Source organism: Coleofasciculus sp. FACHB-1120, assembly GCF_014698845.1.
In the GTDB taxonomy this organism is placed as follows: Bacteria; Cyanobacteriota; Cyanobacteriia; order Cyanobacteriales; family FACHB-T130; genus FACHB-T130.
This window is the reverse complement of record NZ_JACJTV010000013.1, coordinates 110,806-134,906: the sequence shown is the minus strand read 5'-3', so window position 1 is coordinate 134,906 and position 24,101 is coordinate 110,806. Positions and strand designations below refer to the sequence as shown.

26 protein-coding genes, 1 tRNA gene and 1 pseudogene are annotated in these 24,101 nt (G+C 48.3%); 14 read left to right on the top strand and 14 right to left on the bottom strand.

Annotation, left to right across the window (positions count from 1 at the left end; all coding sequences use genetic code 11):
• Together H6H02_RS14455 and H6H02_RS14450 are read left to right on the top strand one after the other, a co-directional pair.
• Positions 1-144: transposase (locus H6H02_RS14455; protein ID WP_190818864.1), on the top strand; the 144-nt coding region annotated here is incomplete at its 5' end.
• Between the two features lie 9 nt (positions 145-153).
• A pseudogene (locus H6H02_RS14450) lies at positions 154-363 on the top strand (dihydroorotase); the annotation flags it as partial.
• A gap of 232 nt (positions 364-595) precedes the next feature.
• On the opposite strand, the gene tsaE reads toward H6H02_RS14450, so the two are convergent.
• Both tsaE and H6H02_RS14440 read right to left on the bottom strand, forming a co-directional pair.
• Positions 596-1,048, bottom strand: a complete 453-nt coding sequence (tsaE, locus tag H6H02_RS14445; protein WP_190818887.1) for a tRNA (adenosine(37)-N6)-threonylcarbamoyltransferase complex ATPase subunit type 1 TsaE — start codon at positions 1,046-1,048, stop codon at positions 596-598.
• A gap of 28 nt (positions 1,049-1,076) precedes the next feature.
• Positions 1,077-2,468, bottom strand: a complete 1,392-nt coding sequence (locus H6H02_RS14440) for a gluconeogenesis factor YvcK family protein (RefSeq protein WP_190818862.1) — start codon at positions 2,466-2,468, stop codon at positions 1,077-1,079.
• 380 nt (positions 2,469-2,848) lie between these two features.
• Between H6H02_RS14440 and ruvC the strand changes: the two genes are divergently transcribed.
• The gene (ruvC, locus tag H6H02_RS14435; protein WP_190818859.1) at positions 2,849-3,373 is read left to right on the top strand and encodes a crossover junction endodeoxyribonuclease RuvC; all 525 of its coding nucleotides are present in this window, start codon (positions 2,849-2,851) and stop codon (positions 3,371-3,373) included.
• A 290-nt stretch (positions 3,374-3,663) separates the two neighbouring features.
• Complete coding sequence (locus tag H6H02_RS14430; RefSeq protein ID WP_190818857.1) at positions 3,664-4,374, top strand: SH3 domain-containing protein; 711 nt, start codon at positions 3,664-3,666, stop codon at positions 4,372-4,374.
• Positions 4,375-4,594: 220 nt separating this feature from the next.
• On the opposite strand, the gene H6H02_RS14425 is transcribed toward H6H02_RS14430, so the two are convergent.
• From H6H02_RS14425 to mgtE, 4 genes are all read right to left on the bottom strand, one after another.
• Positions 4,595-4,909 carry a hypothetical protein gene (locus tag H6H02_RS14425; RefSeq protein ID WP_190818854.1) on the bottom strand — a complete coding sequence of 105 codons (315 nt, stop codon included), beginning with the start codon at positions 4,907-4,909 and terminating at the stop codon, positions 4,595-4,597.
• 168 nt (positions 4,910-5,077) lie between these two features.
• Positions 5,078-5,572 (bottom strand): molybdenum cofactor biosynthesis protein MoaE, encoded by a 495-nt coding sequence (locus H6H02_RS14420; RefSeq protein WP_190818851.1) that lies wholly within the window; start codon positions 5,570-5,572, stop codon positions 5,078-5,080.
• 146 nt (positions 5,573-5,718) lie between these two features.
• On the bottom strand, positions 5,719-6,765 hold the full coding sequence (locus H6H02_RS14415) for an aspartate carbamoyltransferase catalytic subunit (protein WP_190818848.1): 1,047 nt from the start codon (positions 6,763-6,765) through the stop codon (positions 5,719-5,721).
• Positions 6,766-6,813: 48 nt separating this feature from the next.
• Entirely contained in the window at positions 6,814-8,163 is a 1,350-nt protein-coding gene (gene mgtE / locus H6H02_RS14410) for a magnesium transporter (RefSeq protein WP_190818844.1), read from the bottom strand.
• A 217-nt stretch (positions 8,164-8,380) separates the two neighbouring features.
• Between mgtE and H6H02_RS14405 the strand changes: the two genes are divergently transcribed.
• The gene (locus H6H02_RS14405; protein ID WP_190818837.1) at positions 8,381-8,953 is read left to right on the top strand and encodes a sporulation/spore germination protein; all 573 of its coding nucleotides are present in this window, start codon (positions 8,381-8,383) and stop codon (positions 8,951-8,953) included.
• 9 nt (positions 8,954-8,962) lie between these two features.
• Here H6H02_RS14405 and H6H02_RS14400 read toward each other — a convergent pair whose 3' ends face one another.
• Positions 8,963-9,559 carry a DNA-3-methyladenine glycosylase gene (locus tag H6H02_RS14400; protein WP_190818834.1) on the bottom strand — a complete coding sequence of 199 codons (597 nt, stop codon included), beginning with the start codon at positions 9,557-9,559 and terminating at the stop codon, positions 8,963-8,965.
• Between the two features lie 289 nt (positions 9,560-9,848).
• Between H6H02_RS14400 and H6H02_RS14395 the strand changes: the two genes are divergently transcribed.
• Positions 9,849-11,510: an MBL fold metallo-hydrolase gene (locus tag H6H02_RS14395; RefSeq protein WP_190818832.1), complete on the top strand. Its 1,662-nt coding sequence runs from the start codon at positions 9,849-9,851 to the stop codon at positions 11,508-11,510.
• 78 nt (positions 11,511-11,588) lie between these two features.
• On the opposite strand, the gene H6H02_RS14390 is transcribed toward H6H02_RS14395, so the two are convergent.
• Both H6H02_RS14390 and H6H02_RS14385 read right to left on the bottom strand, forming a co-directional pair.
• Positions 11,589-11,900 carry a DUF6679 family protein gene (locus tag H6H02_RS14390; RefSeq protein WP_190414032.1) on the bottom strand — a complete coding sequence of 104 codons (312 nt, stop codon included), beginning with the start codon at positions 11,898-11,900 and terminating at the stop codon, positions 11,589-11,591.
• Between the two features lie 726 nt (positions 11,901-12,626).
• On the bottom strand, positions 12,627-12,869 hold the full coding sequence (locus H6H02_RS14385) for a hypothetical protein (RefSeq protein WP_190818830.1): 243 nt from the start codon (positions 12,867-12,869) through the stop codon (positions 12,627-12,629).
• 347 nt (positions 12,870-13,216) lie between these two features.
• Between H6H02_RS14385 and H6H02_RS14380 the strand changes: the two genes are divergently transcribed.
• The 3 genes from H6H02_RS14380 to fba all read left to right on the top strand — a co-directional run bounded on the left by H6H02_RS14380 (position 13,217) and on the right by fba (position 15,690).
• Positions 13,217-14,086: an aldose epimerase gene (locus H6H02_RS14380; RefSeq protein WP_190818828.1), complete on the top strand. Its 870-nt coding sequence runs from the start codon at positions 13,217-13,219 to the stop codon at positions 14,084-14,086.
• A gap of 85 nt (positions 14,087-14,171) precedes the next feature.
• Positions 14,172-14,243: transfer RNA gene (locus tag H6H02_RS14375), tRNA-Lys, on the top strand.
• A gap of 367 nt (positions 14,244-14,610) precedes the next feature.
• A complete protein-coding gene (gene fba / locus H6H02_RS14370; RefSeq protein WP_190818826.1) occupies positions 14,611-15,690 on the top strand; it encodes a class II fructose-bisphosphate aldolase in 1,080 nt (359 codons plus the stop codon).
• A gap of 523 nt (positions 15,691-16,213) precedes the next feature.
• On the opposite strand, the gene H6H02_RS14365 is transcribed toward fba, so the two are convergent.
• Positions 16,214-17,026, bottom strand: coding sequence for a carbon-nitrogen hydrolase family protein (locus H6H02_RS14365; RefSeq protein WP_190818824.1), 813 nt, complete (start codon positions 17,024-17,026; stop codon positions 16,214-16,216).
• A 259-nt stretch (positions 17,027-17,285) separates the two neighbouring features.
• On the opposite strand from H6H02_RS14365, the gene H6H02_RS14360 reads away from it, so the two are divergent.
• Positions 17,286-17,498 (top strand): hypothetical protein, encoded by a 213-nt coding sequence (locus tag H6H02_RS14360; RefSeq protein WP_190818880.1) that lies wholly within the window; start codon positions 17,286-17,288, stop codon positions 17,496-17,498.
• A 117-nt stretch (positions 17,499-17,615) separates the two neighbouring features.
• Here H6H02_RS14360 and H6H02_RS26890 read toward each other — a convergent pair whose 3' ends face one another.
• The gene (locus tag H6H02_RS26890) at positions 17,616-17,876 is read right to left on the bottom strand and encodes a hypothetical protein (protein ID WP_206757284.1); all 261 of its coding nucleotides are present in this window, start codon (positions 17,874-17,876) and stop codon (positions 17,616-17,618) included.
• Positions 17,877-17,975: 99 nt separating this feature from the next.
• Between H6H02_RS26890 and H6H02_RS14355 the strand changes: the two genes are divergently transcribed.
• A complete protein-coding gene (locus H6H02_RS14355; RefSeq protein ID WP_190818878.1) occupies positions 17,976-18,569 on the top strand; it encodes a MarC family protein in 594 nt (197 codons plus the stop codon).
• Between the two features lie 212 nt (positions 18,570-18,781).
• On the opposite strand, the gene H6H02_RS27175 is transcribed toward H6H02_RS14355, so the two are convergent.
• From H6H02_RS27175 to H6H02_RS14345, 3 genes are read right to left on the bottom strand one after another with little or no spacing between them, the layout of a single operon-like run.
• A complete protein-coding gene (locus tag H6H02_RS27175; protein ID WP_242040703.1) occupies positions 18,782-20,464 on the bottom strand; it encodes a pentapeptide repeat-containing protein in 1,683 nt (560 codons plus the stop codon).
• A gap of 52 nt (positions 20,465-20,516) precedes the next feature.
• Positions 20,517-21,758 (bottom strand): NACHT domain-containing protein, encoded by a 1,242-nt coding sequence (locus H6H02_RS26675; protein ID WP_199329172.1) that lies wholly within the window; start codon positions 21,756-21,758, stop codon positions 20,517-20,519.
• Positions 21,724-21,915, bottom strand: a complete 192-nt coding sequence (locus H6H02_RS14345; RefSeq protein WP_190818822.1) for a hypothetical protein — start codon at positions 21,913-21,915, stop codon at positions 21,724-21,726. The genes H6H02_RS26675 and H6H02_RS14345 overlap by 35 nt, the downstream gene beginning before the upstream one ends.
• Before the next feature lie 109 nt (positions 21,916-22,024).
• Between H6H02_RS14345 and rplU the strand changes: the two genes are divergently transcribed.
• From rplU to hemB, 3 genes are all read left to right on the top strand, one after another.
• Positions 22,025-22,468, top strand: a complete 444-nt coding sequence (gene rplU, locus H6H02_RS14340; protein ID WP_190818820.1) for a 50S ribosomal protein L21 — start codon at positions 22,025-22,027, stop codon at positions 22,466-22,468.
• Positions 22,469-22,519: 51 nt separating this feature from the next.
• Entirely contained in the window at positions 22,520-22,825 is a 306-nt protein-coding gene (gene rpmA / locus H6H02_RS14335) for a 50S ribosomal protein L27 (RefSeq protein ID WP_190683442.1), read from the top strand.
• A 236-nt stretch (positions 22,826-23,061) separates the two neighbouring features.
• Positions 23,062-24,039 carry a porphobilinogen synthase gene (hemB, locus tag H6H02_RS14330; protein WP_190414016.1) on the top strand — a complete coding sequence of 326 codons (978 nt, stop codon included), beginning with the start codon at positions 23,062-23,064 and terminating at the stop codon, positions 24,037-24,039.
• Positions 24,040-24,101 lie beyond the last annotated feature (62 nt).

Genomic DNA, 24,101 nt, shown 5'->3' with positions numbered 1-24,101 from the left:
GAGTTGTACAAAGCGCGTCACTTAGTTGAGAACTTTTTTGCCAAGCTCAAGCAGTACCGTGCAATTGCGACCCGCTATGACAAAAGGGCTGCTAACTTTCTGGGTGCCATTTATCTGGCTGCTGCCGTCATTTGGCTCAATTGATGACACGCCCTAGTTAATTATGGCTTTTTTACTGGGGCAACAGGAGAAAATCTGCCGGATCTTCTAGAGGCGCATCCCACCTGTGGAATCAAAATTTTTATGGGGTCGATGCACGCTCAATTGCTGGTGGATCGAGATACGGTACTGGAGTCTATTTTCGCAAAGGGAAATCGCTTAATTGCCGTTCACGCAGAAGACCAAGCTCGGATAAACCAGCGTTAACCAAATGCGGCTGGAGTCCCTTTGAAGGCTGGAATCTGACGGGATGGAGTTCTCACCATTGTTGGCGGTCAGGTTGTTTATGAGCGGGGGAAGCTGAATCTAGAAGTGCGAGGCGAAGGTTTGACATTTAACGAATAATTAAACGCCCTCAGTACGCCAAGGTAAGCGCAAAGGTACGCAAAGGAAAGACCCGATAAATCAGTGTCTGAACGGGAGCGAACCTTTATGTTTAAATTTCTATTGACTTAAAATCAAACCCACCCACTGGAATCAGGTTGGCTTGGCGACCATTATTCGTACAGTAAGTTAGCTGGACGCTTAAAAAGCTAGGCGGCTGATATGGCAACCGTTCTGCCCACTCTATCGCCGCAATTCCCAGGGGCACCTCGAATCCTTCCCAATAGGTTTCTAAATTCAACGCCTCGACTTCTTCTGGTTGCAAGCGATATAAATCCAGGTGATACAGAGAGAGGCGTCCTTGTGTGTACTCGTTAATGAGTGTGAAGGTGGGACTCACAATTGGCTCGGTAATGCCCAAACCCTCGCCAATGCCTTGCACCAGCGTGGTTTTGCCAGCGCCCAAGTCGCCTTCTAATAAAAGTACACTACCGGCGGGGAGGGATTGACCAAGTGCAATCCCAAGCGATCGCGTCGCCCCGGCATCGGGAAGAGAAATGACGATTGACTCCAAATTACTCAAAACTCAAAACTCAAAATTCTACTGCCTGGGCGCGACTATACCACCTCAGTAAAACCCGTGCCAGCCGTTCAGGATTGTGGCGTACATAACCCGTCTCTAGGTCTTCATCCATCACGTTGGTTAAAACGATGCGACGCCCCAGCAGCCCGATGGCTTCTCGATCTAGAAAAACCGGATGGGAACTTTCTTGAGCATAGCGAATCAGGGCATTTGCACTTGGAACTTTCCGCTGCACCAAGACGGCGTTAAATAGCGGTCGTCCGCAGGCGGCGTCAATGGCGCGAATGTGGTCTGCAACTGTATAACCTTGGGTTTCTCCCGGTTGGGTCATGATGTTACAGACATAGATGCGGGGAACCTGCTTTTGGGCGATCGCTTCGGCAATCTCTGGTACCAATAAATTGGGAATCACGCTTGTATAAAGGCTTCCAGGCCCGATGATAATGTAATCGGCTTCCTCAATTGCCTGTAAAGCTTTGGGCAAAGCGGGGGGATTGCTGGGAATGCAACCAATTTTCTTAATCTGACCATTAGCTTCTGTAATGCTCGATTCTCCCTCAATGGTGCGTCCATCCTCTAACTCAGCCCAGAGGCGAACATCACACAACGTTGCCGGTAGCACCCGCCCTCGCACAGCTAAAACTTGAGAACTGGCAGCGATCGCTTGCTCCAAATCTCCGGTAATATCGCTCATTGCCGTCAGGAATAGGTTGCCAAAACTATGACCGTTCAGACCATCCCCAGCCTTAAAGCGATATTGAAACAATTCAGTTAATAACTTTTCTTGGTCTGCCAATGCCGCGATACAGTTGCGAATGTCTCCCGGCGGCAGGACGCCAATTTCTCGCCGCAGACGACCAGAGGAGCCGCCATCATCTGCCACCGTTACAATCGCCGTAATGTGGGCGCTGTATTCCTTCAATCCTCTGAGCAAAGTAGAAAGCCCGGTGCCGCCGCCGATTGCCACGATTTTGGGTCCCCGGTTGAGTTTGCGATGCGCCAACAGCACATCAATCAGTTCTTCATCCTGGGAAGGCTTCAATACCTCGGTAATCGCTCCCATTGAGCGGGTTTGTCCTAAAAAAATAAAAAATAAACCCAAGCCGATCGCAATTGGGCCGGACACATAATTGGGAATAATCGTGGTAATCGCTTCCAGAATATTCCCAATGAACTGAATCAATAAGAAAATTGGGGTCAGTTTTATCCAAATCGCTAAACCTAGGCTGGTTAAAAATACGCCTCCCACACTGATCAGCAACCAGCGTTTTACCAATAGTCCGGGCGCTAACCACTTAAACCAGCTATTGACTCGTTGGGGCGTCCTAGGCTTAAAACTCCAGACCATATGCGAATCTTGTTTGAGCGTGCGTAAGGCTTGTTTGAAAATAACGTTTGACATTGCGGATTCCTAAGGGACACAAAGGCAAGACTCGACTTTAACGTTGCTTGGTGAATCCACTCAAGTAGGCGCGATTGATGAATCGTCTCTAAGGCTTGATTGGACTGGTACGGGGAAGGCAGAAGTTGCTACCCACTTGAGCAACACGAAGGCTGTGCCCATCAGAATACATTTTCACTAAGCCACTCAGATGTGACATACGAAACTAAGAAACAGAGGAGGGGATTTTTCAACTCAGCTTATGATAGGTTGCGACGGTTCGCTGCTTGGATCAGGAATCAAGGTGTTACGACTGAGTGATTAGACCCGCTTGTCGCTTCTAAGCGTTCAATTTACCGATTGCAGTTCCCCAGTGATGTGAATCCCCAAAGCTAGGCTAGATGGAAAAGCGAATTTTAGGACTAGACCCCGGACTTGCCAGATTAGGATTTGGGACAATTGTCTGCCAAAAGGTAGATTATGCCGCAGCTGCAGATCGCGCGAAGCGCCAAGTAGAAACTGCGTCTGAGGTGGTAAGTCTACTAGATTTTGGCGTGATTCAGACCTCGGCAAAGACGGAGATGGGGGAGCGACTCCGCACGATTTACGACGATTTGCATACATTGATGGAGCAGTGTCAACCCCATTTGGTGGCAATCGAGAAATTGTTTTTTTATCGGATGGGAAACACGATTGTCGTGGCTCAAGCACGGGGGGTGTTGATGTTGGTGTTGGCACAGCACGGGGTTCCGTTTGTTGAGTTTACGCCTGCCCAAATTAAACAAGCGCTGACGGGCATGGGAAATGCTGATAAGTCCGAAGTGCAGCAAGCCGTGGCGCGGGAGTTAAATTTGGACTACACTCCCAAGCCGGATGATGCCGCCGATGCCCTTGCTGTCGCGTTGACGGCTTGGTTTCAGGAGTAAACGCGATCGCCTTGGGCTGACCAGGTGAGGGGAATCCCAAAAAGCGATCGCCCGAAGCTTGACATTTCTGCCTTCTTTCCGATGATTTAGATTAATCTTTACTTGTATGCTATTTGACAACGAGACTTCTAAAAGATTGACGATCCTGATGCTCGGTAGCGTCAAATCTGAATAGGGATGCTTGGCAACGGAAGCCTAGCCATCTTCAAAAACTTGGTTCTACCGTCAATCGGTTTTTCTGTCCTGAAGTCTTCAACAAAAACTTTTTGGTGAGATGAGGAGTTGACCGTATGAAAAAGATGAGTCGCTGGGGCAAGCCTATCGCTCTCTTTAGTTTAGGATTGAGCGTCGTGGGAAGTCTGAATTTTCCCACCCCTGCCATTAGCAGCACCACAACTGCTAATACGATTCAACAATCAGAACAGAACTCAGTTCAGCCTGGGAAAAACTTACAACTAGCCCAAGCCCTGGTGGGACAATGCCGCGCCACAAAAGCGCGGATTTTTGTATATACGCAGCGATCGCTCTCCAGCCAAACAATTAGAACGCTCGCTGCTGGCGAGCAAGTTACCCTTGCAGACAATGGCAGCGCTGGTTTTATTGCCATCAGTGCCCCTGTAACTGGGTATGTTCAAGCAAGAGACCTCACAACCTGCTCTGGAGTCAACCCTACCCCTAGACCGACTCCCAGTCCAAATCCCAGTCCAAATCCCAACCCAGCTCCCAGCCCGAATCCCAGACCGACTCCCACAACCAGCCAGTGCCGAGTCATTACCTACAGGGGCGCTGAAGGGATGGCTATCCGTACCGCACCCGGAAAAAATGGTACTAGAGTTGGCGGAGTTAAGTTTGGAGATAGAGTCACCCTCAGAACCAGTCCTCCACCGTTCACCTTCGACAACGAACGACGCGCTTGGGTTCAGATTACAGCCCCTGTTTCTGGATGGATTTCTTACGGGTTTCCTAGTTCAAACTCGACCAATCTCGGCACTTGTCGCTAGGCTTCATCGTCTATTAAGCTAAAGCCATAAAAGCAAAATCACCCCATTTGAATTGCCAAAATTTGGAAATGGGGTGATTTTCTATATTAAGCGTGAATTCAATTTTACGATTCAGTTTTAATGAGGGTATCAAACTCGGTTAATTGAACATCAAGTAATTAGCCTGTTTGCTTCAAAGTGAAGTCTGACGGTAATTTTAGAGATTCAGCCAGAATTCATACTACTCTACTTGTCGAACGGACATTCTGAGCAGCGGCAAAGTCAGGACAGAAGTAAAGGTCAACAAGTAGGAAAAAGCAGCAGTTAACTTCAAGCTCATTAACAAAATATCCCACTCAGGATGGCTAAACTTCAGGATACCTACAACAACGCAGTAAACTATCCAGTAAGTAAAGCTCATTGTCAACAGCATTTCCTCTGTTTCTTCAAGCTCATCCACGTGAGTTTGTTTGTCAGTAGATAGTAATAAAAGTCCAGCAATACTACCAACAAAAGAAACAAAAAGTAAATATTCGTGCCAGTTCAGATTTGGCATTAGCCTATCCCCTGTATCCCCAAAATATGAATTGGGGATCAGTCTAAAGGATAATTTTCCTGGGATAAAGCAATAGTTACAAACTGCAATCTAAAGCCCTTACAAACTTAAAGTTTTGTAAAAAATATCAATCAAGGGCACTCTATTTCAGGAGCATCAGAAAGCGACTTAACACCCCTCTTGCTGAGTTTCACAGGCACCAATACTCACCCAGCTGCTAGAACCATCTGCCCAATGTTCCTTTTTCCAGATAGGGGCATTGTGCTTCAGGGTATCAATGGCATATTGGCAAGCTTCAAAGGCTTCCGAACGGTGAGGACAACCCACCGCCACCAACACGCTAATTTCGCCAATCTGCAAGCGTCCGATGCGATGGTGAATCACTACTCGATTGACATCCTGCCAGGTTTGGTGGATATTGGCAGCAATTTGACTAAATATGTGCAAAGCCATCGGTTCGTAGGCTTGATATTCCAGAGCAACCACCGGCTTACCATCGGTTTGATTGCGTACCATTCCACTCATGACTACCACGGCTCCATTGGCGGGATCGTCCGCTAGTGAGTAGACTTCCTCCATTGATAACGGAGCAAAGCTAATCGTAAAACTATCTTTCGCGGAGTGTTGATTTGGAAGGTTTAGGAGAGTGGTGACGCCATTCATCACGTTGAAATCCTGAGAAAGGAACTGAATCTATTTTGCTCGATCTAACACCTGGATTACCTAACTTCTCGCTCCTTGCACTTGTTGTTCGGCGATTGTTCGGTGATTCTGTAGGTTTCTTTGAAGATTTTGCAGAATCCTAAGTGCTAAATCTTGCCACCACCCATCAGATACAGTAGCGCCATGCGGACAGCCACGCCGCTGGTCACTTGCTGGGAGATTAAGCTGAACTGGGGGTCGTCCATCAAGTCAGAGCTAATTTCTACGCCTCGGTTGACGGGTCCGGGGTGCAGTACCTTAACGTCGGGTTTGCAGAGTTTCAGGCGATCGCGTGTTATCCCATACCGCTGATGGTACTCTCGCAAACTGGGCAGCAAATGCTGCGTCATCCGTTCCTTTTGTAGCCGCAACGTCATCACAAAATCAGCATTTTGTAAAGCGGGTTCCAAATCCCAGTGGAGAAAAAGCTTGCGGTTGAAAATGGGGGATTGCTCATGGGTGATTGGTAACGGGTGATTGGCTCCCTGACTCTCCTCCTGATTGCCATAGGTGGCAAACCACTGGGGGAGAAGCGTGGGGGGACCCGCTAAGTGAACCTCTGCACCCGTTGCCGTTAAACTCCAAATATTCGACCGGGCGACCCGTGAGTGGAGAATATCGCCGACAATGGCAATTTTTTTATCTTTGAGCAGTTCAAGTCGCGGGTGGTCTGGGTCTAATAGAGTACAGATGGTGAAAAGATCCAGCAAGGCTTGCGATGGATGTTCGTGCTGACCATCACCAGCATTGAGGACACCCACCTTTGAACCTAAGCGATCCATCTCGGCAGCGATCGCTTGCGGCACTCCTGCCTCCCGATGACGGACCACCATCATGTCCGCACCCATCGCTAAATAGGTTTTCGCCGTATCTAAAATAGTCTCTCCTTTCGTTAGAGAAGACGTTGCTGCGGCAAAGTTCAGCGTATCGGCAGAGAGACGCTTTGCCGCCAGCTCAAAACTACTGCGGGTGCGGGTAGACGATTCAAAAAATAGATTTGCTACCACCTGACCCTGTAACGTTGGCACTTTCTTCGTGCGCCGCGACAGTACCTCTCGGAAACTGGCGGCAGTTTGCAACACAGTATCGTATTCAATTGGGGTGAAATCCGCTAGGGAAAGAACGTGGTGACGAGTCCAGGTGGTGGTAGCCATTAGGTGTGGTCAGTAGCAACGAACAACGAACAGAAGACAACTGACTGCTCATCTAGATACTACATTCAAAGCCGCTGAGATTAGCGTCAGGAAAGTCAAGAACCCCAACGCATCTAGAGTCGTGGTCAGCAGTGGGCCACTAATGAGTGCTGGATCTAAGTTCAACCGCTTGATACCCATTGGTAGCAAAGTCCCTAGGGTGGCAGCCATCAAGACATTGATAGCCATCACCAGTCCAGCAACCAACCCCACCCATCGCTCATTGGCAGGAGACCAAATCAAAGAAAGGGCACCCAAGGCAAAACCCAGTGACAAGGCTGTACCCAAGCCAGCGAGAATCTCCTTACGGAGAAGTTTCAGCGTATCCTGTGGTGTTATTTCACCTACACCTAGTCCGCGCACAGTCACCGATAAGACCTGAAAGCCGACATTGCCACTACTATTAGCTAAAATTGGCATGATAATTGCCAAAACGGGTACTGATGAAATCGTCCCCTGAAAGGGCGCGATCGCATTGGCGGCTCCGACGTAGAGAACAATATTCCCCAGCAGCCAAGGCAGACGCTTCCGAAGTGTCACCAGAGGAGGCGACAAGGCGGCTTCGTCACCGCCGCTGACCCCTGCAAGTTTCTGAATGTCTTCTGTGGCTTCCTCTTCTAGAATGTCCACCACGTCATCGATGGTGACAATCCCTACCAACCTGTCTTCGCGGTCAACGACAGGTACGGCGATCAAGTCATAGCGCTTCATCAGTTGCGCGACTTCTTCTTGGGGTGTTTCTGTGTAAGTTTTGACAACGCGATCGCTCGCAATATCCCCAATCAGGGCGTTGGGCAGCGAAAACAAGAGCTGCCGCAAGGATACGACCCGAACGAGCTTGCGGTTGTCGTCGGTGACGTAGGCATAGTAAATGGTTTCCTTATCTTCGTCACTGACCCGGATTTTGCTCAAGGCTTCGCCAACCGTTAAGCCTTCGCGCAGCCTTACATATTCCGTGGTCATTACCCGACCCGCCGTGCCTTCGGGATAGCCCAAAATTCTGGCAGTTGCCTGCCGTTCTTCAGAGCTGAGTTGCTGCAACAACCGCTTGACGATGCCTGCGGGTAGTTCATCAAACAGTTCCGCCCGGTCATCCGGTCGCATCGCCTCCACAATCTGACACACCTGGTTATCGTGCAGGGAACCAATTAGTTCTTCCTGCACTTCCGGCGGCAGATATTCAAAAACATCAATGGCTTGAGCTTTATTGAGCAAGCGAAACGCGATCGCTCGCTTGGATGGGGGCAGTTCGACAATGTAATCTCCCACATCAACAGCCGGTAAGCGATTTAACTCAGACTTGAGCTGATTTAAGTCAGCAATATCTGACAGTGCAACACGTCCTTCCTGAGTGAGCATAGAAACCTCCTAGTCTCCCCCCGCGCTGGGAGAGACTGGCTCGCCCAGGCGCTAGAGGAGCTTACTACTGTCACCTAATGGACTTCGGTCCATAAAACCCGTAGAAATCTACACTGATATTGCTCAGCAGCATCAGTAAAACTATGCTATCCCCTCAAGGTGCCTTTTACCATTGGGGAATATCAAAAAATCTATCTAAAGACAGATTTCAAAAACGATGACTCCTACAAAAAATTATTGGGTTCCTCTATTAACTGGAGCAATTGTCGCCAGTGTGAGTAGTTGCGCTTCTTTACCGACAAACAGCGAAACAGACAAAGCTGGCTTACTTCCCGCTCATGCTATTGAAGCGAGCAAAACTACGACGAAAGCGTCAGATGCCAGCCGATTGTTGACGGGTGCGATTAGCCAAGCATCAACAACCGCCCCCGCAAAAAACAATGTCACCGTCACTATCTATCAACCCGATACTCAGTGTGAAGCGCTAGTACCGGAAAAAGTAGACGTTTCAGCGGTTGAAAGCGTCCAAGCAGCGGTAGGCAAAGTTTTAGAAGACCGAGACACCGCCGACTTTAATTTAGCTGGGTATCGTGTCAGCGTGAATCCCAGCAATCGAGTCGCCACGGTTGATTTGCGAATTGCACCCGGTTCCCAGCGGAAATTTGTCTCTCTATCGAGCTGCGAACAATTTGCTTTGTTCGGTAGCCTCAAAAAAACCCTCACCGCTAATTCTCAATGGAAGATTAAAGATGTCCGCTTCACAGAGCAGGGCGAAAGCATCTCCCTTTAAATGTTTCGATTAAAGTTTGGAGACAGCCGCGCAACTGCGTAGATACCACCGCCACGGCAAATCGGTTCCCTGTGATAAACCAATCCGAGTTGTTTGGACGAGTTCCGGCGTAAATTGTGACTGACGATGCTCTAGCCACAGGGGTTGACCGGGTTGTAAAACTTGTGCATTCAATGTGCTGTCAATTTGTAAGGCGCGGCAGAGTTTACCTGGTCCAGCAGCAATCCGATGGGGTTTTGAGCGATCGCTCTCTTTGATCCAGGGCGGTATAGACTCTAGTTGCAAAGCCCGAATCAAGACAGCACTGGGAATGCTGTCCTGGTCTGTGACCACGTTCAGGCAGTAGTAAATTCCATAAATTAAATAGACATATGTTCTCCCGGCTGGGCCGAACATCACCCAGTTACGCTGGGTCTGTCGCCGATAGGCATGGCAAGCCGGATCTTCAGGACCATAGGCTTCCGTTTCCACGATTAGCCCTCGGATGATTTCTCCATCCGGCATCTGTCGCACCAACGTACAGCCCACCAAATCAGGTGCAACCTCCGTAGAGGGACGCTCTAGCCAACAAAGTTCTACAATCTGAGTATTTTTAATAAGATTCATCGTTAAATATACTTAAGATATACCAAACTACCCCGTTCAATTCATAAAAAATCATGGATGTCAAGCTAGTTTTAGCAGTCTTAACACTTGTCTTTACCGTATCGTGCCTATTTTTTGGCACCAAAAATGGATTTTACGATTCAGACAACTACCACGGAAACGGTTCTGCTCACTAAGATTGCTGTTAGCCAGTCAATTTTGGATTTTAGAGTTGGCGGAGGTCGGAGTTTCTAAGCCTCCGATGATTTTGGATTGAATCTAAAATCCAAAATCTAAAATTGAAAATCCAATGATCAGTCAACCCCCCCCGGTATCCTCTCACGGCTATGACGATCTAGCCTATTTTCCCTATGGCGTCGGTCATGGTGATGAAGGCGTGTGCTTGCTGGTACGGATGGGGCCATACCGCATTCTCCTAGACTGTGGTATGGCGGAGATTTCCTCGCTCAAAAATGAGGGAATTCCCCCAGCCGATTTAGTGCTGTGCAGCCACGCCCATCCGGATCACGCCAGGGGATTGCTGGCACTGCATGAAAGCTTCCCCCAGTTGCCAGTCTATGCAAGTGAATTGACCACCCAGCTGCTGCCACTGAATTGGCCTGAGATAGACCCGCAGAATCTCCCCCAATTGTGTCAGGCATTGCCGATGCGATCGCCTGTCGAATTTAAAGAGGGGCTGAGCGCGGAATTATTCCCAGCCGGACATTTACCAGGCGCATCTGCCATCTTGCTGACCTACACGAATCGCCACCGCTCTTACACCGTACTTTACACGGGTGATTTTTTCCTTTCAAATTCGCGGCTGGTGGAGGGGTTGCCGCTAGAAGCATTGCGAGGCTTAGAGCCAGATGTGCTAATTGTGGAAGGCAGTTACGGCACAGCGCGTCATCCCCATCGGCGGAACCAAGAAAATCAGCTGGCAGAGCGAATTAATCAAGCGATCGCTCAAGCAAATTCTGTCTTGATGCCCGTGCCAACTTTGGGGCTTGGGCAAGAACTCTTGATGCTCTTGCGGAGTCACCACTTATTCACAGGTCGCAACCTCGATATCTGGGTAGATGGCAACGTGGCGGCTGGTTGCGATGCCTATTTGGAAATTCTGACCAACCTCCCAGCCTCCGTGCAAAATTTTGCCCGTCATCAATCCCTGTTTTGGGATGAACGGGTGCGTCCTAGAGTGCGTCGGTTGCTCCCAGAACAACGTCCCTCTGTCGGTCAGTCTCCCTGCATTATCCTGACTGAGGAAAACCACGATCTTAGAGAATACTGTCAACCAGGCACCGGACCGTGGGTGTTATTGCTGCCCCAGCAACCCAGGTTCTCTCAAGAGCCTAGTTACTCATCGTTGACGATACAAAACTATTTACTTGCCCAGCATTCGGACGGACTGGGAACCACTCAACTGATTCACAATATCCGTCCTCAGCACGTAATTTTTGTTCATGCCTCTCCTACCTACCTAGCTGATTTGACGGGGTTGGAGGAGTTGCACAACCGTTACCACTTGCATTCTCCACCAGCTGGGACGCTGGTAGAACTCCCGATTGGTGAGACGTTTGTGCAACCGGCGGCACCCGAAACCAGTTACGAGGGGGAACTGACAGAACTGGGAACGGTTGCTACCATCACTCTCCCGGAGGCGATCGCTGCCGATCCCCGGTGGCAACATTTTGCCGATACTGGTTTAGTAGAAGCCCGGTGGCAGGGTGAGGAACTGGTATTACGCGGATTATCCCAACGAGAACTTTTGAGCCAGAGCAGCGATACCAGAGTTCCCATGAATGTTGAGTGCTGCGGCAACTGCCTGCACCAACGAGGGCAGCGCTGTTGGAATCAAGACTCACCCCTGTATGAATTTAAAGTGACACCTGAAGGATACTGTCCGGTTTTTGAACCGGCGCAGCCCCCTTCCACCCCTTCTGATGCCGATGTAGAAAGCCTCGAAGATTGAAAAAAATTAAAAAGAAAATAAAAAATTAAAAATGAAGCTTCCCCCATTTCTAATTTTTTATTTTGCATTTTTAATTCCTCAGTCTGGATTGGAGTCGGGGAAACGCGGACGAATTTGTTCGGCTTCCGGACAATCGTCAGAAACAAGAGGTTCAGCATTGCCTCTGGGCACCGAAGCCAGCTTCTGTGTCACAGCACCAATGCTTTCGAGGCGAACCATTTCTTCCCAAGAACAAGCTTCATCTTCTTCTTCGGTTTCATAGCGGAGCGTGACTAAATCTCCTTCAATGTCAACGATGCGAGCGCGTTCGATCCAGCGTTGTTGGTCCCGCAAGAAAATACAGACCTCACGACCATCGCAACAGAGTTGATAAATCTTGCGGTGTAGCATGGGTTGCTTCTCCTGAGCAGATAAGTTGTGCAATTCTTAATGGAACCTGAAAACCTTTTTTAGGTATCCAGCCTCTCTCAAACGTAATCGGAGTTGAATCCTGCCATTCTCCCAGGTTCCAGTCCTCATCTTTACCAATTTTCCCCAAAATCCTAGAATGTGGGATTTGGGTTTGGTTCCTTAGGGGTGCAAGGCTTTGCATCCCTAAAGCCTGGGAATACTGATTTTGGATAGGCAAGGATGCCTCTTGGTCAGCCCCGTGCCGATTTTTGGAAAGATTTGGGAATTGAGGGGAGGGACAAGGGTTCAAAATGAGCGTTCTAGATGATATTGCCGATTTAATTTCAAAGTTTAGCTTGAATCCTGCGGCATTTAAGATAGGGATTGTAGGATACGCCCTCTGGTAGGATGCTCGCACTCCCATCCTCATTCAGGGTTTTTAGCACTAAGGGAAACTTGAATCAAGGCAGCTACGAGTATCAATGAATCTTTTGAGATGAGTAAAGGGAAGGGAACTGGTGACAAAAGGCCTTGGCTGGCAACCAGTCAAACCCTGTAGCAATCAATTCAGCTATCCTAACTCTCGCTTTGTTTAGGAAGCGAACCTAGCTGAGATTGGCAGTTCTTATTAATCATTCTAATAATTCTTGAGCCAGGTCGGCGGCGAATAAAGAAAATTTCTATCAATATCAAAGTTTTTCTATCGTTTTGGCAGCTGTGCCGCGATTACGATGCCTTGTATTGATCAAAGAAGGGTTTCAGGGCTTGTTTGCGAGGTGATATCAGCGCCACGCTCTGCCGTGCTTCTCGTTGAATCTCACCTGCATTCAGTGCCTGGTGCAGGGTGTCCAGAGCCTCTAAATCCTCTGATTGGTAGCCTTTCATCACTAGCACTTGGCGAATCAGACCTTCAGAAGCAACGCTGAGGCAACCTGTTTGGAAAGCCGATTTTACAAGTGTGCGAATCATGGCGACCTGTTTATCCTTGACTTGCGATGTCTATCTTTAACTATGAAATACTTTTCAAGATTAGAAATTGATGGGAATCTGCCATTTTTTGTGATTTTAGACCGTATTTTTATGTGATCAAGGTCACACGAGGCGAAAACAAGCGGATGCTTGACAAATTAAAGGTTCACTGCCATTACTTCTCTACCGAACGAACTGCCGGTTTAATCCTATAGAGAGATTGACCTTACAAAACAGCTTAGTGTAGCGACTGTTAAGGATGTGTAAAGTAGATATGGGAATTTCAAGAAATGTTTGTTAAAGTTTGAGACAATCAGCAAATCCTCAATAAAAACGGAAAAAGACGGGTGTACGCGATCGCCACTAAACAGCAGCTCTACAAAACCTACATCCTCTCAGACCAAGCCGCTCAGTCTCGTCTAGAGGTGGTTCCAGAGCGAGGCGGTATCGTCACCAGCTTACGCATCCAGGGGCAGGAAATCCTCTACCTAGATGCAGAGCGGTTCGCCAATCCAGACTTGAGCGTCAGAGGCGGGATTCCAATTCTGTTTCCCATCTGCGGTAACTTACCCGATAGTAAATACACCTATCAAGGTCAGTCCTACACCCTCAAGCAACACGGCTTTGCCCGCGATATGCCTTGGGAAGTCACCGACCAAGTGACTCAAGATTTGGTTAGCCTTACCCTTGTCCTCAACAGCAACGACCAGACACGCGCCGTTTACCCCTTCGACTTTCAACTCGCCTTCACCTACCTTCTATTGGGCAACACGCTAGAGATTCGGCAGCGCTACACCAATCACTCAGCCGAGCCAATGCCCTTCTCCACGGGTCTGCATCCTTACTTCTGGACACCCGAAAAAACCGGGATCGAGTTTGAAATTCCCGCCGACGAATACCAAGATCAGCTCACCCGCCAAATCCATCCCTTCACGGGTGCCTTTGACTTCAACCAAGATGAAATTGATGTTGCCTTTAAGCAGTTGAGCGGTCAAGAAGCCACTGCCTCCGATGCCAGCCGCCAGATGCAGCTCACCGTCAGTTGGGACAACCCTTACTCCACCTTTGTTTTCTGGACGGTCAAAGGCAAAGACTATTACTGCATGGAGCCTTGGAGTGCCCCCCGCAATGCTCTGAATACCGGAGAACAGCTACTACGTCTAGAACCAGGAGAAACTTTGGAGACATTGGTTCGTTTGACTGTAACTTTTTTATAAAAACCAGTTTTTTTTCAAAATCCCTTTCCTAATTCCAGTAATCTGTGTTACTGTTGTAAACGTTGTCTAAACAACTGAATTTTTCGGGTCGCTAACTCAACGGTAGAGTACTCGGCTTTTAACCGAATAGTTCCGGGTTCGAATCCCGGGCGACCCATAAAAAATGACCCATAAAAAATGACCCATAAGAAAATCAAGACAAGACGCGAGAAGCGCTTTGGGAAGTAGTTCGTTTTCTCATTTCCTATCTAGGAATTAGGAGAATGTATGGGATTGAGGCTACAGCCTTCTGGAGAAAGCCTTCCCAGGTAGCAAGTTAGGAATGAGAAAAACACCAATTTTAGAAAGCCTAAAGTTCTTGCTAATCCTCAGCCATCAGGCAAGCTTATGCATACAGTATTCCTTGCTAATCTCGGAATTATCAAGATAATTCCCTAGAGACTGGTAAACTATCTTAAGATTATTGTAATAATTTCGCTGTCCAGAACAAAGTAACTGACGACAAGTCAATAGGAGGACTATTTATGGCGCTCGTACCCATGCGGCTGATGTTGGATCACGCAGCTGAGAATGATTATGGAATCCCAGCTTATAACGTTAACAACATGGAGCAGATCCAGGCCATCATGCAGGCTGCTCACGAGGCAAATAGCCCCGTGATTTTGCAAGCTTCTCGTGGCGCTCGGAATTATGCAGGAGAATATTTCCTACGCCATCTGATTCTGGCGGCAGTTGAAACTTACCCCCATCTCCCAATTGCCATGCACCAAGATCATGGTAATGCCCCAAGCACTTGCTACTCTGCCATGCGCCACGGTTTCACCAGCGTCATGATGGATGGTTCCTTAGAGGCAGATGCAAAGACTCCAGCTAGCTTCGAGTACAACGTAGAAGTCACCCGCAAGGTGGTGGAAGTCGCTCACTCAATTGGCGTCAGCGTAGAAGGCGAACTGGGTTGCTTGGGTTCTCTCGAAACCGGCATGGGTGATAAGGAAGATGGTCACGGTGCGGAAGGAGTTCTCTCTCACGACCAGCTGTTGACTGACCCAGACGAAGCCGTTGCTTTCGTAGAACAAACCGGCGTGGATGCTTTGGCAGTTGCGATTGGCACCAGCCACGGCGCTTACAAGTTCACCCGCAAGCCGACTGGCGAAATTCTGGCTATCAGCCGGATTGAGGAAATTCACAGCCGTCTGCCGAACACTCACCTCGTGATGCACGGTTCCTCCTCTGTACCGGAAGATTTGCTTGCCATCATTAACCAGTACGGTGGTACAATCCCGGAAACCTACGGCGTACCCGTTGAAGAAATTCAAAAAGGGATTAAGAGCGGTGTCCGTAAGGTGAATATTGACACGGATAACCGTCTGGCGATTACCGCTGCGGTGCGCGAAGCCTTGGCTAGCAATACTAAGGAATTTGACCCCCGCCACTTCCTCAAGCCTTCCATCAAGTATATGCAGAAGGTTTGTAGCGATCGCTATCACCAGTTCGGCTCTGCTGGACAGGGTACCAAGATGAAGCAGATGAGCTTGGATGAGTTTGCGGCTAAGTATGCCAAAGGTGAGTTGAATGCTGTTACCAAGAAGACTGTAACTGTCTAAGGAAGTTTAGATTTTGGATATGTCTAGAATCTAAAATTTAAAATTTTCCTTAACGGGGGGCTTGTAAGCCACCCGTTTTTTTGTCGATAAGAAGAGTTTTTTGACAAACTTTCAGGAACAGGGAATAGGTGCCTTGTATAAATGCATAACGTTGCTTTTTAAGAGTTTGTTAATCTTATGGCTAACAATAAATTTAGACCTTCTCCCGATATAGGTAAGCCAAAAAGACGGGGTGCTACCGCCCCTAGAGTCACTGGCAATCCAAATAGTAATCCTCCCAAGCGCAAGAATTCTGGTAAGTAAGGTGCCGGATGCGGCTTCTTTATCGTTCGGTAATACCGGCGGTTGGCGCAATGTCTAATAAGAAGATTTCTTTTATCCATTTTAGATTTTAGATTTGGGATTTTTGATTAGAAAACCAAAGCTAAAAAAAGATTGTAAGATTTTAAATCTTGCAAATCTAAAAAATGTTATTAGAAATTCGCGCCGATCGCCGGTCTATTTTGTATTTTTCCCAAAAAGCTCAGATAAAAACCCGATGTTCCAGGGAGGGCATCTGGCGGCGGATTTGTTCTAGGCGAGAGGGGTTGATTTCTGCGATCGCGACTCCCGGCGTATCTCCGGCATCCGCTAAAATAACGCCCCAAGGGTCAATAATCATCGCGTGTCCGTGAGTGTGACGCAGGGCGTAATGCTGCCCAGTCTGAGCCGGTGCTATCACATAGCAGGTGTTTTCGATAGCTCTGGCTTGTAGTAAGATTTGCCAGTGATCTTTGCCAGTGTAGGCGGTGAAGGCAGCGGGAACAAATAGAATGTCGGCTCCCATCTGCGCTAAGTGCCGGTAAAGTTCCGGGAATCGGACATCGTAGCACACTGAGAGTCCTAAACTGCCCAAATGCTTGGAGGGATAAACGGGCGGTAGCCGCATCCCAGCCATGACGGTGCTAGATTCTCGATAGGTATTGCCGTCAGGCAAATTGACATCAAATAAATGTACTTTTTGGTAGCAGGCAAGTTCTTCTCCTGAAGGATCGATAAGCAAAGCGGTGTTGTAGACTTTGCCGGTGTCAACGGGAACGGGAAACCCGCCACCCAAGATGGTAACTTGGAAGCGCTGAGCCATTGTTTTGAGGAATTTTTCGCTCTGGGTAGCGATCGCCTCCGATTGGGCTATCTTCTGCTTTTCTTCTCCTAAAAATGAGAAGTTTTCTGGCAAGCCTACTAACTCAGCACCCTGACGCACAGCAAGCTCGATGAGTTCTTCTGCCTGAACCAGATTTTTTTCCACATCTGGCAGGCTTGTCATTTGTATGGCGGCGGCGAGATAGGGCTTCATTATCACTCTCGTAATTTCATCTAAATCAGTCTAAATGCTGGTGAAGCTGAGAACATCAGAATATATATTATTCCTTTGTTGTGTGTCTAGGCATTGATGAAGGGTTGGTTCGAGCAATCCTGTGGATTATACCGAAGGTACTTATTTAGAGAGATATTTACTCAGCTAAGTAGGAATGCGGACACAAATTATCCGGATGTGCGTCTTCAGTGACAAAGATGCTGTTTTGAAATCATCGTGTGTTCTGGTAGCAATGGCAATGAGTCGGATAAAAAAAATTGTGCAACAAGCTTTGGTAACGGGCTACCTAACGGTTGAAGCCGAAGAGCAGCTACGTCAGCTTTTAAAAACCAAGTATGACTTTGATGACTTTATGGCTTTCATTACCTTACAAAAAGAGGCAATGGAAGGTCGGGTTCGTCAAGAGTCTCGTGAGTTGCTGCACGCTAGGCGTGTTTCCGCCTTAGTTTAAACGGGGAAGAAGCGATCGCTTATTTTGCATTAACAGAGCGCCACGCGGACGCGCTATCGCAACACTTGCGCGTTTGTCACCGCAGCTTAAAGAAAGTATTCACTGGATCTAGGCACTTCAGGAAGAGGGAAAAACTGGGCGATCGCGTTCTCTAGATGAAGAGAGCGATCGCTCTATCACTGTATTGAGGTTTAAATTATAACAACGAATATTATTGGTTGACACGAATGGAACCTCACCCCCAACCCCCTCTCCGCAAGCGGAGAGGGGGCAGTACAGTTTAAGCGCTCCCGGAAAAGCGGGCAGGGGAGGGGTTCCTAGTTTAACCCCTCCCTGCTTGCGGGGAGGGGCAGGGGTGGGGTTCCAACTGTACTGCATCCAAACGAGAATGGCTCTAGATCAACCTTCGGAATGGCGAAACGGCAAGGCATCCACGTTACGGTTAGAGGAAATATTTTCTAAGGGTCAACTGTGGAGCTGGATATCTCTGTTCTGGTTAAAACTTTTGTAGCTGTGTTTGTCTTGGCAGATGCGTTGGGCAATGCACCGATCTTTTTAGTCCTGACGAAGGGCATGGAACCGGAGCAAAGAGACAATGTGGTGAATCGGGCAAGTATTGTAGCGACAGGGGTGCTGCTGATATTCGCTTTTGGGGGTAAAGCAGTTCTAAATTACTTAGAAATCAGTATGGGGTCTTTGCGGGTTGCTGGAGGACTGCTCTTACTCTTAATTGCCCTACAAATGCTACGTGGAGAACTAGATACACCGATTGTCGAGCAGCAGCGCGATGTCGCGATTACTCCGATGGCATTGCCTCTGTTAGCTGGGCCAGGAACGCTAACGACGGTGATGCTGTTGATGTCTGAATCTCCAAATGCTCATCTCAGCGTGGTGGTCGGGATTGTCTCTGCGATGCTGGTGACATGGTTGATTGTGCGTCTGGCAAACCGGATTGACCACTTGCTCGGTGCCGAAGGCGCGGTGATTATTACTCAACTTTTAGGCTTTCTGTTAGCAGCACTGGCCATCGAAATCGGCAGTGCTGGGATTCGGGAACTGTTTCTAACTTAAGATGCGATCGCATTTTTTACGAACCGCCAAGACGCAAAGAACGCGAAGGGAGAGGGGAAGACAGGGCGATCGCGTTTGTGAGATGAGGTGAGGCGATCACATCGCTTTTCCACCACGAAAAATAAGAGCGATTGAAAACTTTAGCCCAACCCTAGCTGTTGCTTTAAGGCTTCTGGCACGTTCTTGGCTGTTTCCAAATTCCGAACATTCTCTCAAAGCGTATACTTATCCCAAGAAATGTTTTCGAGGATTGCGCCGCTGAGGTTTGCGCCGCTGAGGTCTGCGCCCCAGAGGTTTGCGCCGCTGAGGTTTGCGCCGCTGAGGTCTGCGCCCCAGAGGTTTGCACGGCTGAGGTCTGCGCCCCAGAGGTTTGCGCCCCAGAGGTTTGCGCTGTTGAGGTCTGCACGGCTGAGGTTTGCGCTGTTGAGGTTTGCGCCGCTGAGGTTTGCGCTGTTGAGGTTTGCGCTGTTGAGGTTTGCGCCGCTGAGGTTTGCGCCGATGGGGTTTGTGCCCATGTCCTCTGCGCGACCGAGGATTGCGCCGCTGAGGTCTGCGTCACAGAGGATTGCGCCGCTGAGGTCTGCGTCACAGAGGATTGCGCCGCTGAGGTATGCGCTGCTGAGGATTGCGCCGCTGAGGTCTGCGCCCCAGAGGTTTGCGCCGCTGAGGTTTGCACGGCTGAGGTTTGCGTCGCTGAGGTCTACGCCCCTGAGGTTTGCGCCCCTGAGGTTTACGCCCCTGAGGTCTGCGCCGCTGAGAAATCCTCCAACTGTGTTTAAAAAGCCGCTAACTCCTATACAACAGCTGTAACCGATAATGCGAAGCAGTTGATCGCCATCACAACTATCAGCCCCTTTTTGACCGCAGGGATAAAAAGCTATATCCTCTAGGTCATCTCTTGATTGAGCATATCGATTCAACTCCAATAGTAAAATCATCACATTCAACCCTGCATAGATATCCACCTGTCGCACACCAATTTGAATATTTTGTCCTTGCAACTGGCTCATCTTTCTCTGGGGATAGTTATCTTGTAGTGCATCAATAAATTCCCCATTGCACCAACGCAGATAAAAACTCTCCAATCGTTTGAATAATTTTACGGGCTGAAACTTCGTACTGGCAGCCAATAAAGCCATTAAATACTCCACAATTTCTAGTGTCAGCCCACCATAGCCAAACAAATCGTAGATTTCCCAGTCCATTTTGTCGATAGATATCTCAAACTCCTGCGGTTTTTTTCCCGGTTGCGTCCAGTCTTCTATACTTTTTTTGAGTCGTTCCGCACACAAAAATTCCCCAAAACTCTTGTGGGTAAACTCCACCGAACCGCCTTTGTCACCCGCCGCAGGCTGAAGATAAAAAGCCGCCAAAGCATTTTTCAGCGCATCCTCTCCGTGTCGTTCTCTAGCTTGGCGAATTAACTCAATTGCACTGTCATCCCCAATTAAACGCGACTCGATTGTTTTCATCGCGGCATATTCCCCGCCCGACTGCACGACGCACAACCCCGCCTCCGCCAAGATGCGTCGCAGTCCTGCCGTTTCCTGTTCGGTTAGCTTACGTTGTTCTGTCAGTACCCACTCCAAAGATTTCTCGTAAATCAGAATTTTTGCCCCGACACCGCTGGCACCCTCAAACATCTCTACCGTCAACTTGTTATCCCGGTGCATCATTGCCAATAGATAAAGCAATAGCGGCTCTTTGGCTAATTCCCTCACTCTATCTGGACAGCGTTTATCTTGCAAAAATTGCTGAAATGCGGAAGTTTTATCACCTCCAACTTGAGTTTCCCATTTACTAAACCACTGCTGTTGGAGTTCGTCATCCATCGGCAGCAGTTCCACTCGTTCCATGTTGGGAGGTATTCTTCCTTCAATACCTTGTAGTGCCAAGAGTCTGCCTGTAATAATAACCCGATGCCCTTTTTCAGAATTTTGCTGGCAGCTACCTTGAAACCCCTCTACTTGAGATAGAAAATCCCTTAATTCCTGGCTTGGTTCTTCTTTCCATCACTAATTCATCAAATCCATCCAGCAAAAACAAAAATCGAGTATTTCTATCGGTTAACCAGCCAGCATCGTCTATGGCAAAACTATAATCTACTGCTGCTTGCAAAGTTTTTTCAAAACTATTTTCAAATGTCCTGATATCCCGCAACCGAATCAAGATTGGTGTCCAAACTGGATGCAAATGCTGCCGCGCCCAGTCGGCAAACATCCGACAAAAAACACTTTTTCCTCTTCCCGGCCCCCCTTGGATAAACATCACTTTGTCTTGTTTCTGGGCATCTGCTAGCATTGCCTTTGCCCAGCTTTCGATCTCAATTGGTTCTGCATCCTGATCAATCTCTCCCTTCTTCGGATTCACTGGTTGTACTTTCAACGGCACGTAAATATCTTTGAAAGTGAAGGTCTCATAAAATACTGGCTCTAGGGGCTTAGTAGCAATTTGCTCATCTAAATAAGTATTAAGACTGTAGTATTTGTCCGATTCTTGCCGCTTGCTAGCCAAATAGAATTCAGCCCGTTGTTTAACAGAACTATCAGCATCTTCTAAGGCTTTTTTCAGGTATTGATGAGTCTTAGAAGCTACCCAACTTGTTAAAATCTCAGCGTCATACTTATTTATTCCTGCTTGTTGCAGTTGGTTCGACAAAACCTGATTTAAAACTTGGGCTAATCCCGATTCGTGGAAGCAGGTGAGAACATTTCTAGCAAGATGTTCCTCTAGTTGAAATTCTCCCAGTTTTGCGCTTAGCTGTTGAGCGATATTTGTGGGAGGCGTTGCGCTTGCTGGCTGTAAATTGACTCGCTGTAATAAGTCATTACTTTGCACCAATTCATTAAAGCTTTCTAGATACGCCAAGGGAGATGCGATCGCTACCCATTCTTCTAGGGATGGCTCTTGATTCGTCTTTTTGCGGTACAGCCTCACGCCTTGAATCGCTAGTTTCGTCCCTGATAGCCCTGCTATAGCAATAGGAATTCCCGCAGAACCAGCAATTGCAGAGAACAAACCTAAAGCCAGCCCGAATTCCAGCGCGAATTTAGTAATCTCTGTCCCAGTCTCAGCGACATCTCCGGGTTTCCCTAGTTCCCGAATATCAGTGTTTAAAAACTCCCAAACCTGCTTGAGCTTCTTCATGCGATCGCTATTCTCCGTGCTGATGAGTCGAAGATAACTCAACGATTAAGCATCTGCCCTCAGTCGGGTATTTCTCATATTTTTTGGAGAAAGAGCGATCGCTAACTTGACACAGTTCTAGGTAATCATGGATGATGAAAGATTGTCTGTCTATTCCTGCTCGGATCAGGTTGAGACATTCCAAAAGCTGGTTGGTCATTGGTCAAGAAGTCATTAGTCATGGCTCAATAGCAGCGAATCTAAAGACTAAGGACAACTAAACAATCACCTAATTCAGCTACCTGTACGGCAACCCCTAGGACTATCCCATGAGTTACGCAATTATTGAAACTGGCGGCAAACAGCTGAGAGTCGAACCAGGTCGCTTTTACGACATCGAACTGCTTCCCTCGGAACCAGACACCCAAGTTACCATTGATAAGGTTTTGTTTGTTCAGAACGACGGCGATGTGACCATCGGTCAACCTTTCATTGAAGGGGCGACGGTAGAATGCACGGTGATGAGACACCGGCGCGGTAAGAAGGTCATCGTCTACAAGATGAAGCCCAAAAAGAAAACCCGCCGCAAGAAAGGGCATCGCCAGGAAATCACCCAGCTGATGATCAACTCCATCAGCATCAATGGCTCAGTGGTGGCTTCCGAACAACAGGCTTCCCAAACCCCCGCCGCTAACGAATCAGCAGAAGCTCAAGAAGCTGTGGCAACAGTGGTTGTTGATGAGACAGATACCGAGAGCGCTGCGACCGAGTAAATCGCTGAGACTACAGCAGAATAGTAAGTAGTAAGGACAAGTGAGGAAATTATGGCTCATAAGAAAGGTACAGGTAGTACTCGCAACGGTCGTGATTCTAATGCTCAACGCTTAGGCGTCAAGCGTTTCGGCGGTCAGACCGTGACAGCCGGTAGTATTTTGGTACGTCAGCGTGGAACTTCCTTTCACGCTGGCAATAATGTCGGTGTGGGCAGAGACTATACCTTGTTTGCCCTCATTGATGGCATCGTCACCTTTGAACGGAAGGACAGAAGCCGCAAGAAGGTAAGCGTTTACGCGGTGCCAGCGGCGGCGGAAGCATCCCCTGAGAATGCACCCGTAGCGGCTCAGGTATAAGTATCCAGACTTAGTAGTTGGATAGATTAAGAAAGGAGGGGCAATTTATAAATTGCCCCTCCTTTTATTCGGCATTTTTTTATAAGCGATCGCGCTGGTTGGTCAAAATAAACGTAATATGTGATTCTGAGTGACAGCGAAAAATTTCATCTCAATATTTTGCTTGGCTCAATGTGACAAATTGTTACTTTTTTAGACCGCTTTAGTTACTAACAACTATTCACTACACTAACGCCATGTTTCCCATTCATCGCCCTCGCCGCCTTCGTACCTCAACCCAGCTGCGCCGGATGGTGCGTGAAACGGTTCTTGCCACGAGTGACTTAATCTACCCTCTGTTTGCTGTACCGGGAGAGGGCATTGCTAAGGAAGTGAAATCGATGCCAGGGGTCTACCAGCTGTCGGTAGACAAAATTGTGGAAGAGGCAAAAGAAGTCTATGACCTCGGCATTCCCGCGATCATTCTTTTTGGGATTCCCGCAGATAAGGATGTAGATGCGACGGGTGCGTGGCACGATTGCGGAATTGTCCAAAAAGCTGCTACCGCAGTGAAAGAAGCGGTGCCGGATTTAGTGGTCATTGCCGATACTTGCTTGTGCGAATATACCAGTCACGGTCACTGTGGTTATTTGGAAGTGGGGGACTTGACGGGGCGGGTGTTGAATGACCCAACGCTGGAATTGCTCAAGAAAACAGCAGTTTCTCAAGCCAAGGCTGGCGCTGATATTATCGCTCCGTCTGGGATGATGGACGGTTTTGTGCAGGCGATTCGGGAAGGATTGGATGCAGCAGGATTCCAAGATACACCGATTCTTTCTTACGCTGCCAAATATGCTTCGGCTTATTATGGACCTTTCCGCGATGCGGCTGATTCAACACCGCAGTTTGGCGATCGCAGAACTTACCAGATGGACCCCGGCAATGCTCGCGAAGCCCTCAAAGAAATCGAACTCGATATTGCAGAAGGGGCGGATATGCTGATGGTGAAACCGGCACTTGCCTATATGGACATCATTTGGCGGGTGAAAGAAGCCAGCAACTTGCCGGTAGCCGCCTACAATGTCTCTGGCGAATACGCGATGGTGAAAGCTGCTGCCCTGAATGGCTGGATTGACGAACAGCGAGTCGTGATGGAAACTTTAACCAGCTTCAAGCGGGCTGGAGCCGATTTGATTCTCACCTACCACGCCAAAGATGCCGCCCGTTGGCTGTAGGTAAAAGTCAGGATGAAGGATGAAAAAACCAATAGATTCGCCTAGAGTTAGGCATTTTCATC

What these genes read in the sequence shown, in the direction of transcription:
- H6H02_RS14440 (WP_190818862.1), bottom strand. Translation starts at nt 2,468, where the DNA reads ATGTCAAACGTTATTTTCAAACAAGCCTTACGCACGCTCAAACAAGAT.
- ruvC (WP_190818859.1), top strand. Translation starts at nt 2,849, where the DNA reads ATGGAAAAGCGAATTTTAGGACTAGACCCCGGACTTGCCAGATTAGGA.
- H6H02_RS14430 (WP_190818857.1), top strand. Translation starts at nt 3,664, where the DNA reads ATGAAAAAGATGAGTCGCTGGGGCAAGCCTATCGCTCTCTTTAGTTTA.
- H6H02_RS14425 (WP_190818854.1), bottom strand. Translation starts at nt 4,909, where the DNA reads ATGCCAAATCTGAACTGGCACGAATATTTACTTTTTGTTTCTTTTGTT.
- H6H02_RS14420 (WP_190818851.1), bottom strand. Translation starts at nt 5,572, where the DNA reads ATGAATGGCGTCACCACTCTCCTAAACCTTCCAAATCAACACTCCGCG.
- H6H02_RS14415 (WP_190818848.1), bottom strand. Translation starts at nt 6,765, where the DNA reads ATGGCTACCACCACCTGGACTCGTCACCACGTTCTTTCCCTAGCGGAT.
- mgtE (WP_190818844.1), bottom strand. Translation starts at nt 8,163, where the DNA reads ATGCTCACTCAGGAAGGACGTGTTGCACTGTCAGATATTGCTGACTTA.
- H6H02_RS14405 (WP_190818837.1), top strand. Translation starts at nt 8,381, where the DNA reads ATGACTCCTACAAAAAATTATTGGGTTCCTCTATTAACTGGAGCAATT.
- H6H02_RS14400 (WP_190818834.1), bottom strand. Translation starts at nt 9,559, where the DNA reads ATGAATCTTATTAAAAATACTCAGATTGTAGAACTTTGTTGGCTAGAG.
- H6H02_RS14395 (WP_190818832.1), top strand. Translation starts at nt 9,849, where the DNA reads ATGATCAGTCAACCCCCCCCGGTATCCTCTCACGGCTATGACGATCTA.
- H6H02_RS14390 (WP_190414032.1), bottom strand. Translation starts at nt 11,900, where the DNA reads ATGCTACACCGCAAGATTTATCAACTCTGTTGCGATGGTCGTGAGGTC.
- H6H02_RS14385 (WP_190818830.1), bottom strand. Translation starts at nt 12,869, where the DNA reads ATGATTCGCACACTTGTAAAATCGGCTTTCCAAACAGGTTGCCTCAGC.
- fba (WP_190818826.1), top strand. Translation starts at nt 14,611, where the DNA reads ATGGCGCTCGTACCCATGCGGCTGATGTTGGATCACGCAGCTGAGAAT.
- H6H02_RS14365 (WP_190818824.1), bottom strand. Translation starts at nt 17,026, where the DNA reads ATGAAGCCCTATCTCGCCGCCGCCATACAAATGACAAGCCTGCCAGAT.
- H6H02_RS14360 (WP_190818880.1), top strand. Translation starts at nt 17,286, where the DNA reads ATGAGTCGGATAAAAAAAATTGTGCAACAAGCTTTGGTAACGGGCTAC.
- H6H02_RS26890 (WP_206757284.1), bottom strand. Translation starts at nt 17,876, where the DNA reads ATGCAGTACAGTTGGAACCCCACCCCTGCCCCTCCCCGCAAGCAGGGA.
- H6H02_RS14345 (WP_190818822.1), bottom strand. Translation starts at nt 21,915, where the DNA reads ATGACCAACCAGCTTTTGGAATGTCTCAACCTGATCCGAGCAGGAATA.
- rplU (WP_190818820.1), top strand. Translation starts at nt 22,025, where the DNA reads ATGAGTTACGCAATTATTGAAACTGGCGGCAAACAGCTGAGAGTCGAA.
- rpmA (WP_190683442.1), top strand. Translation starts at nt 22,520, where the DNA reads ATGGCTCATAAGAAAGGTACAGGTAGTACTCGCAACGGTCGTGATTCT.
- hemB (WP_190414016.1), top strand. Translation starts at nt 23,062, where the DNA reads ATGTTTCCCATTCATCGCCCTCGCCGCCTTCGTACCTCAACCCAGCTG.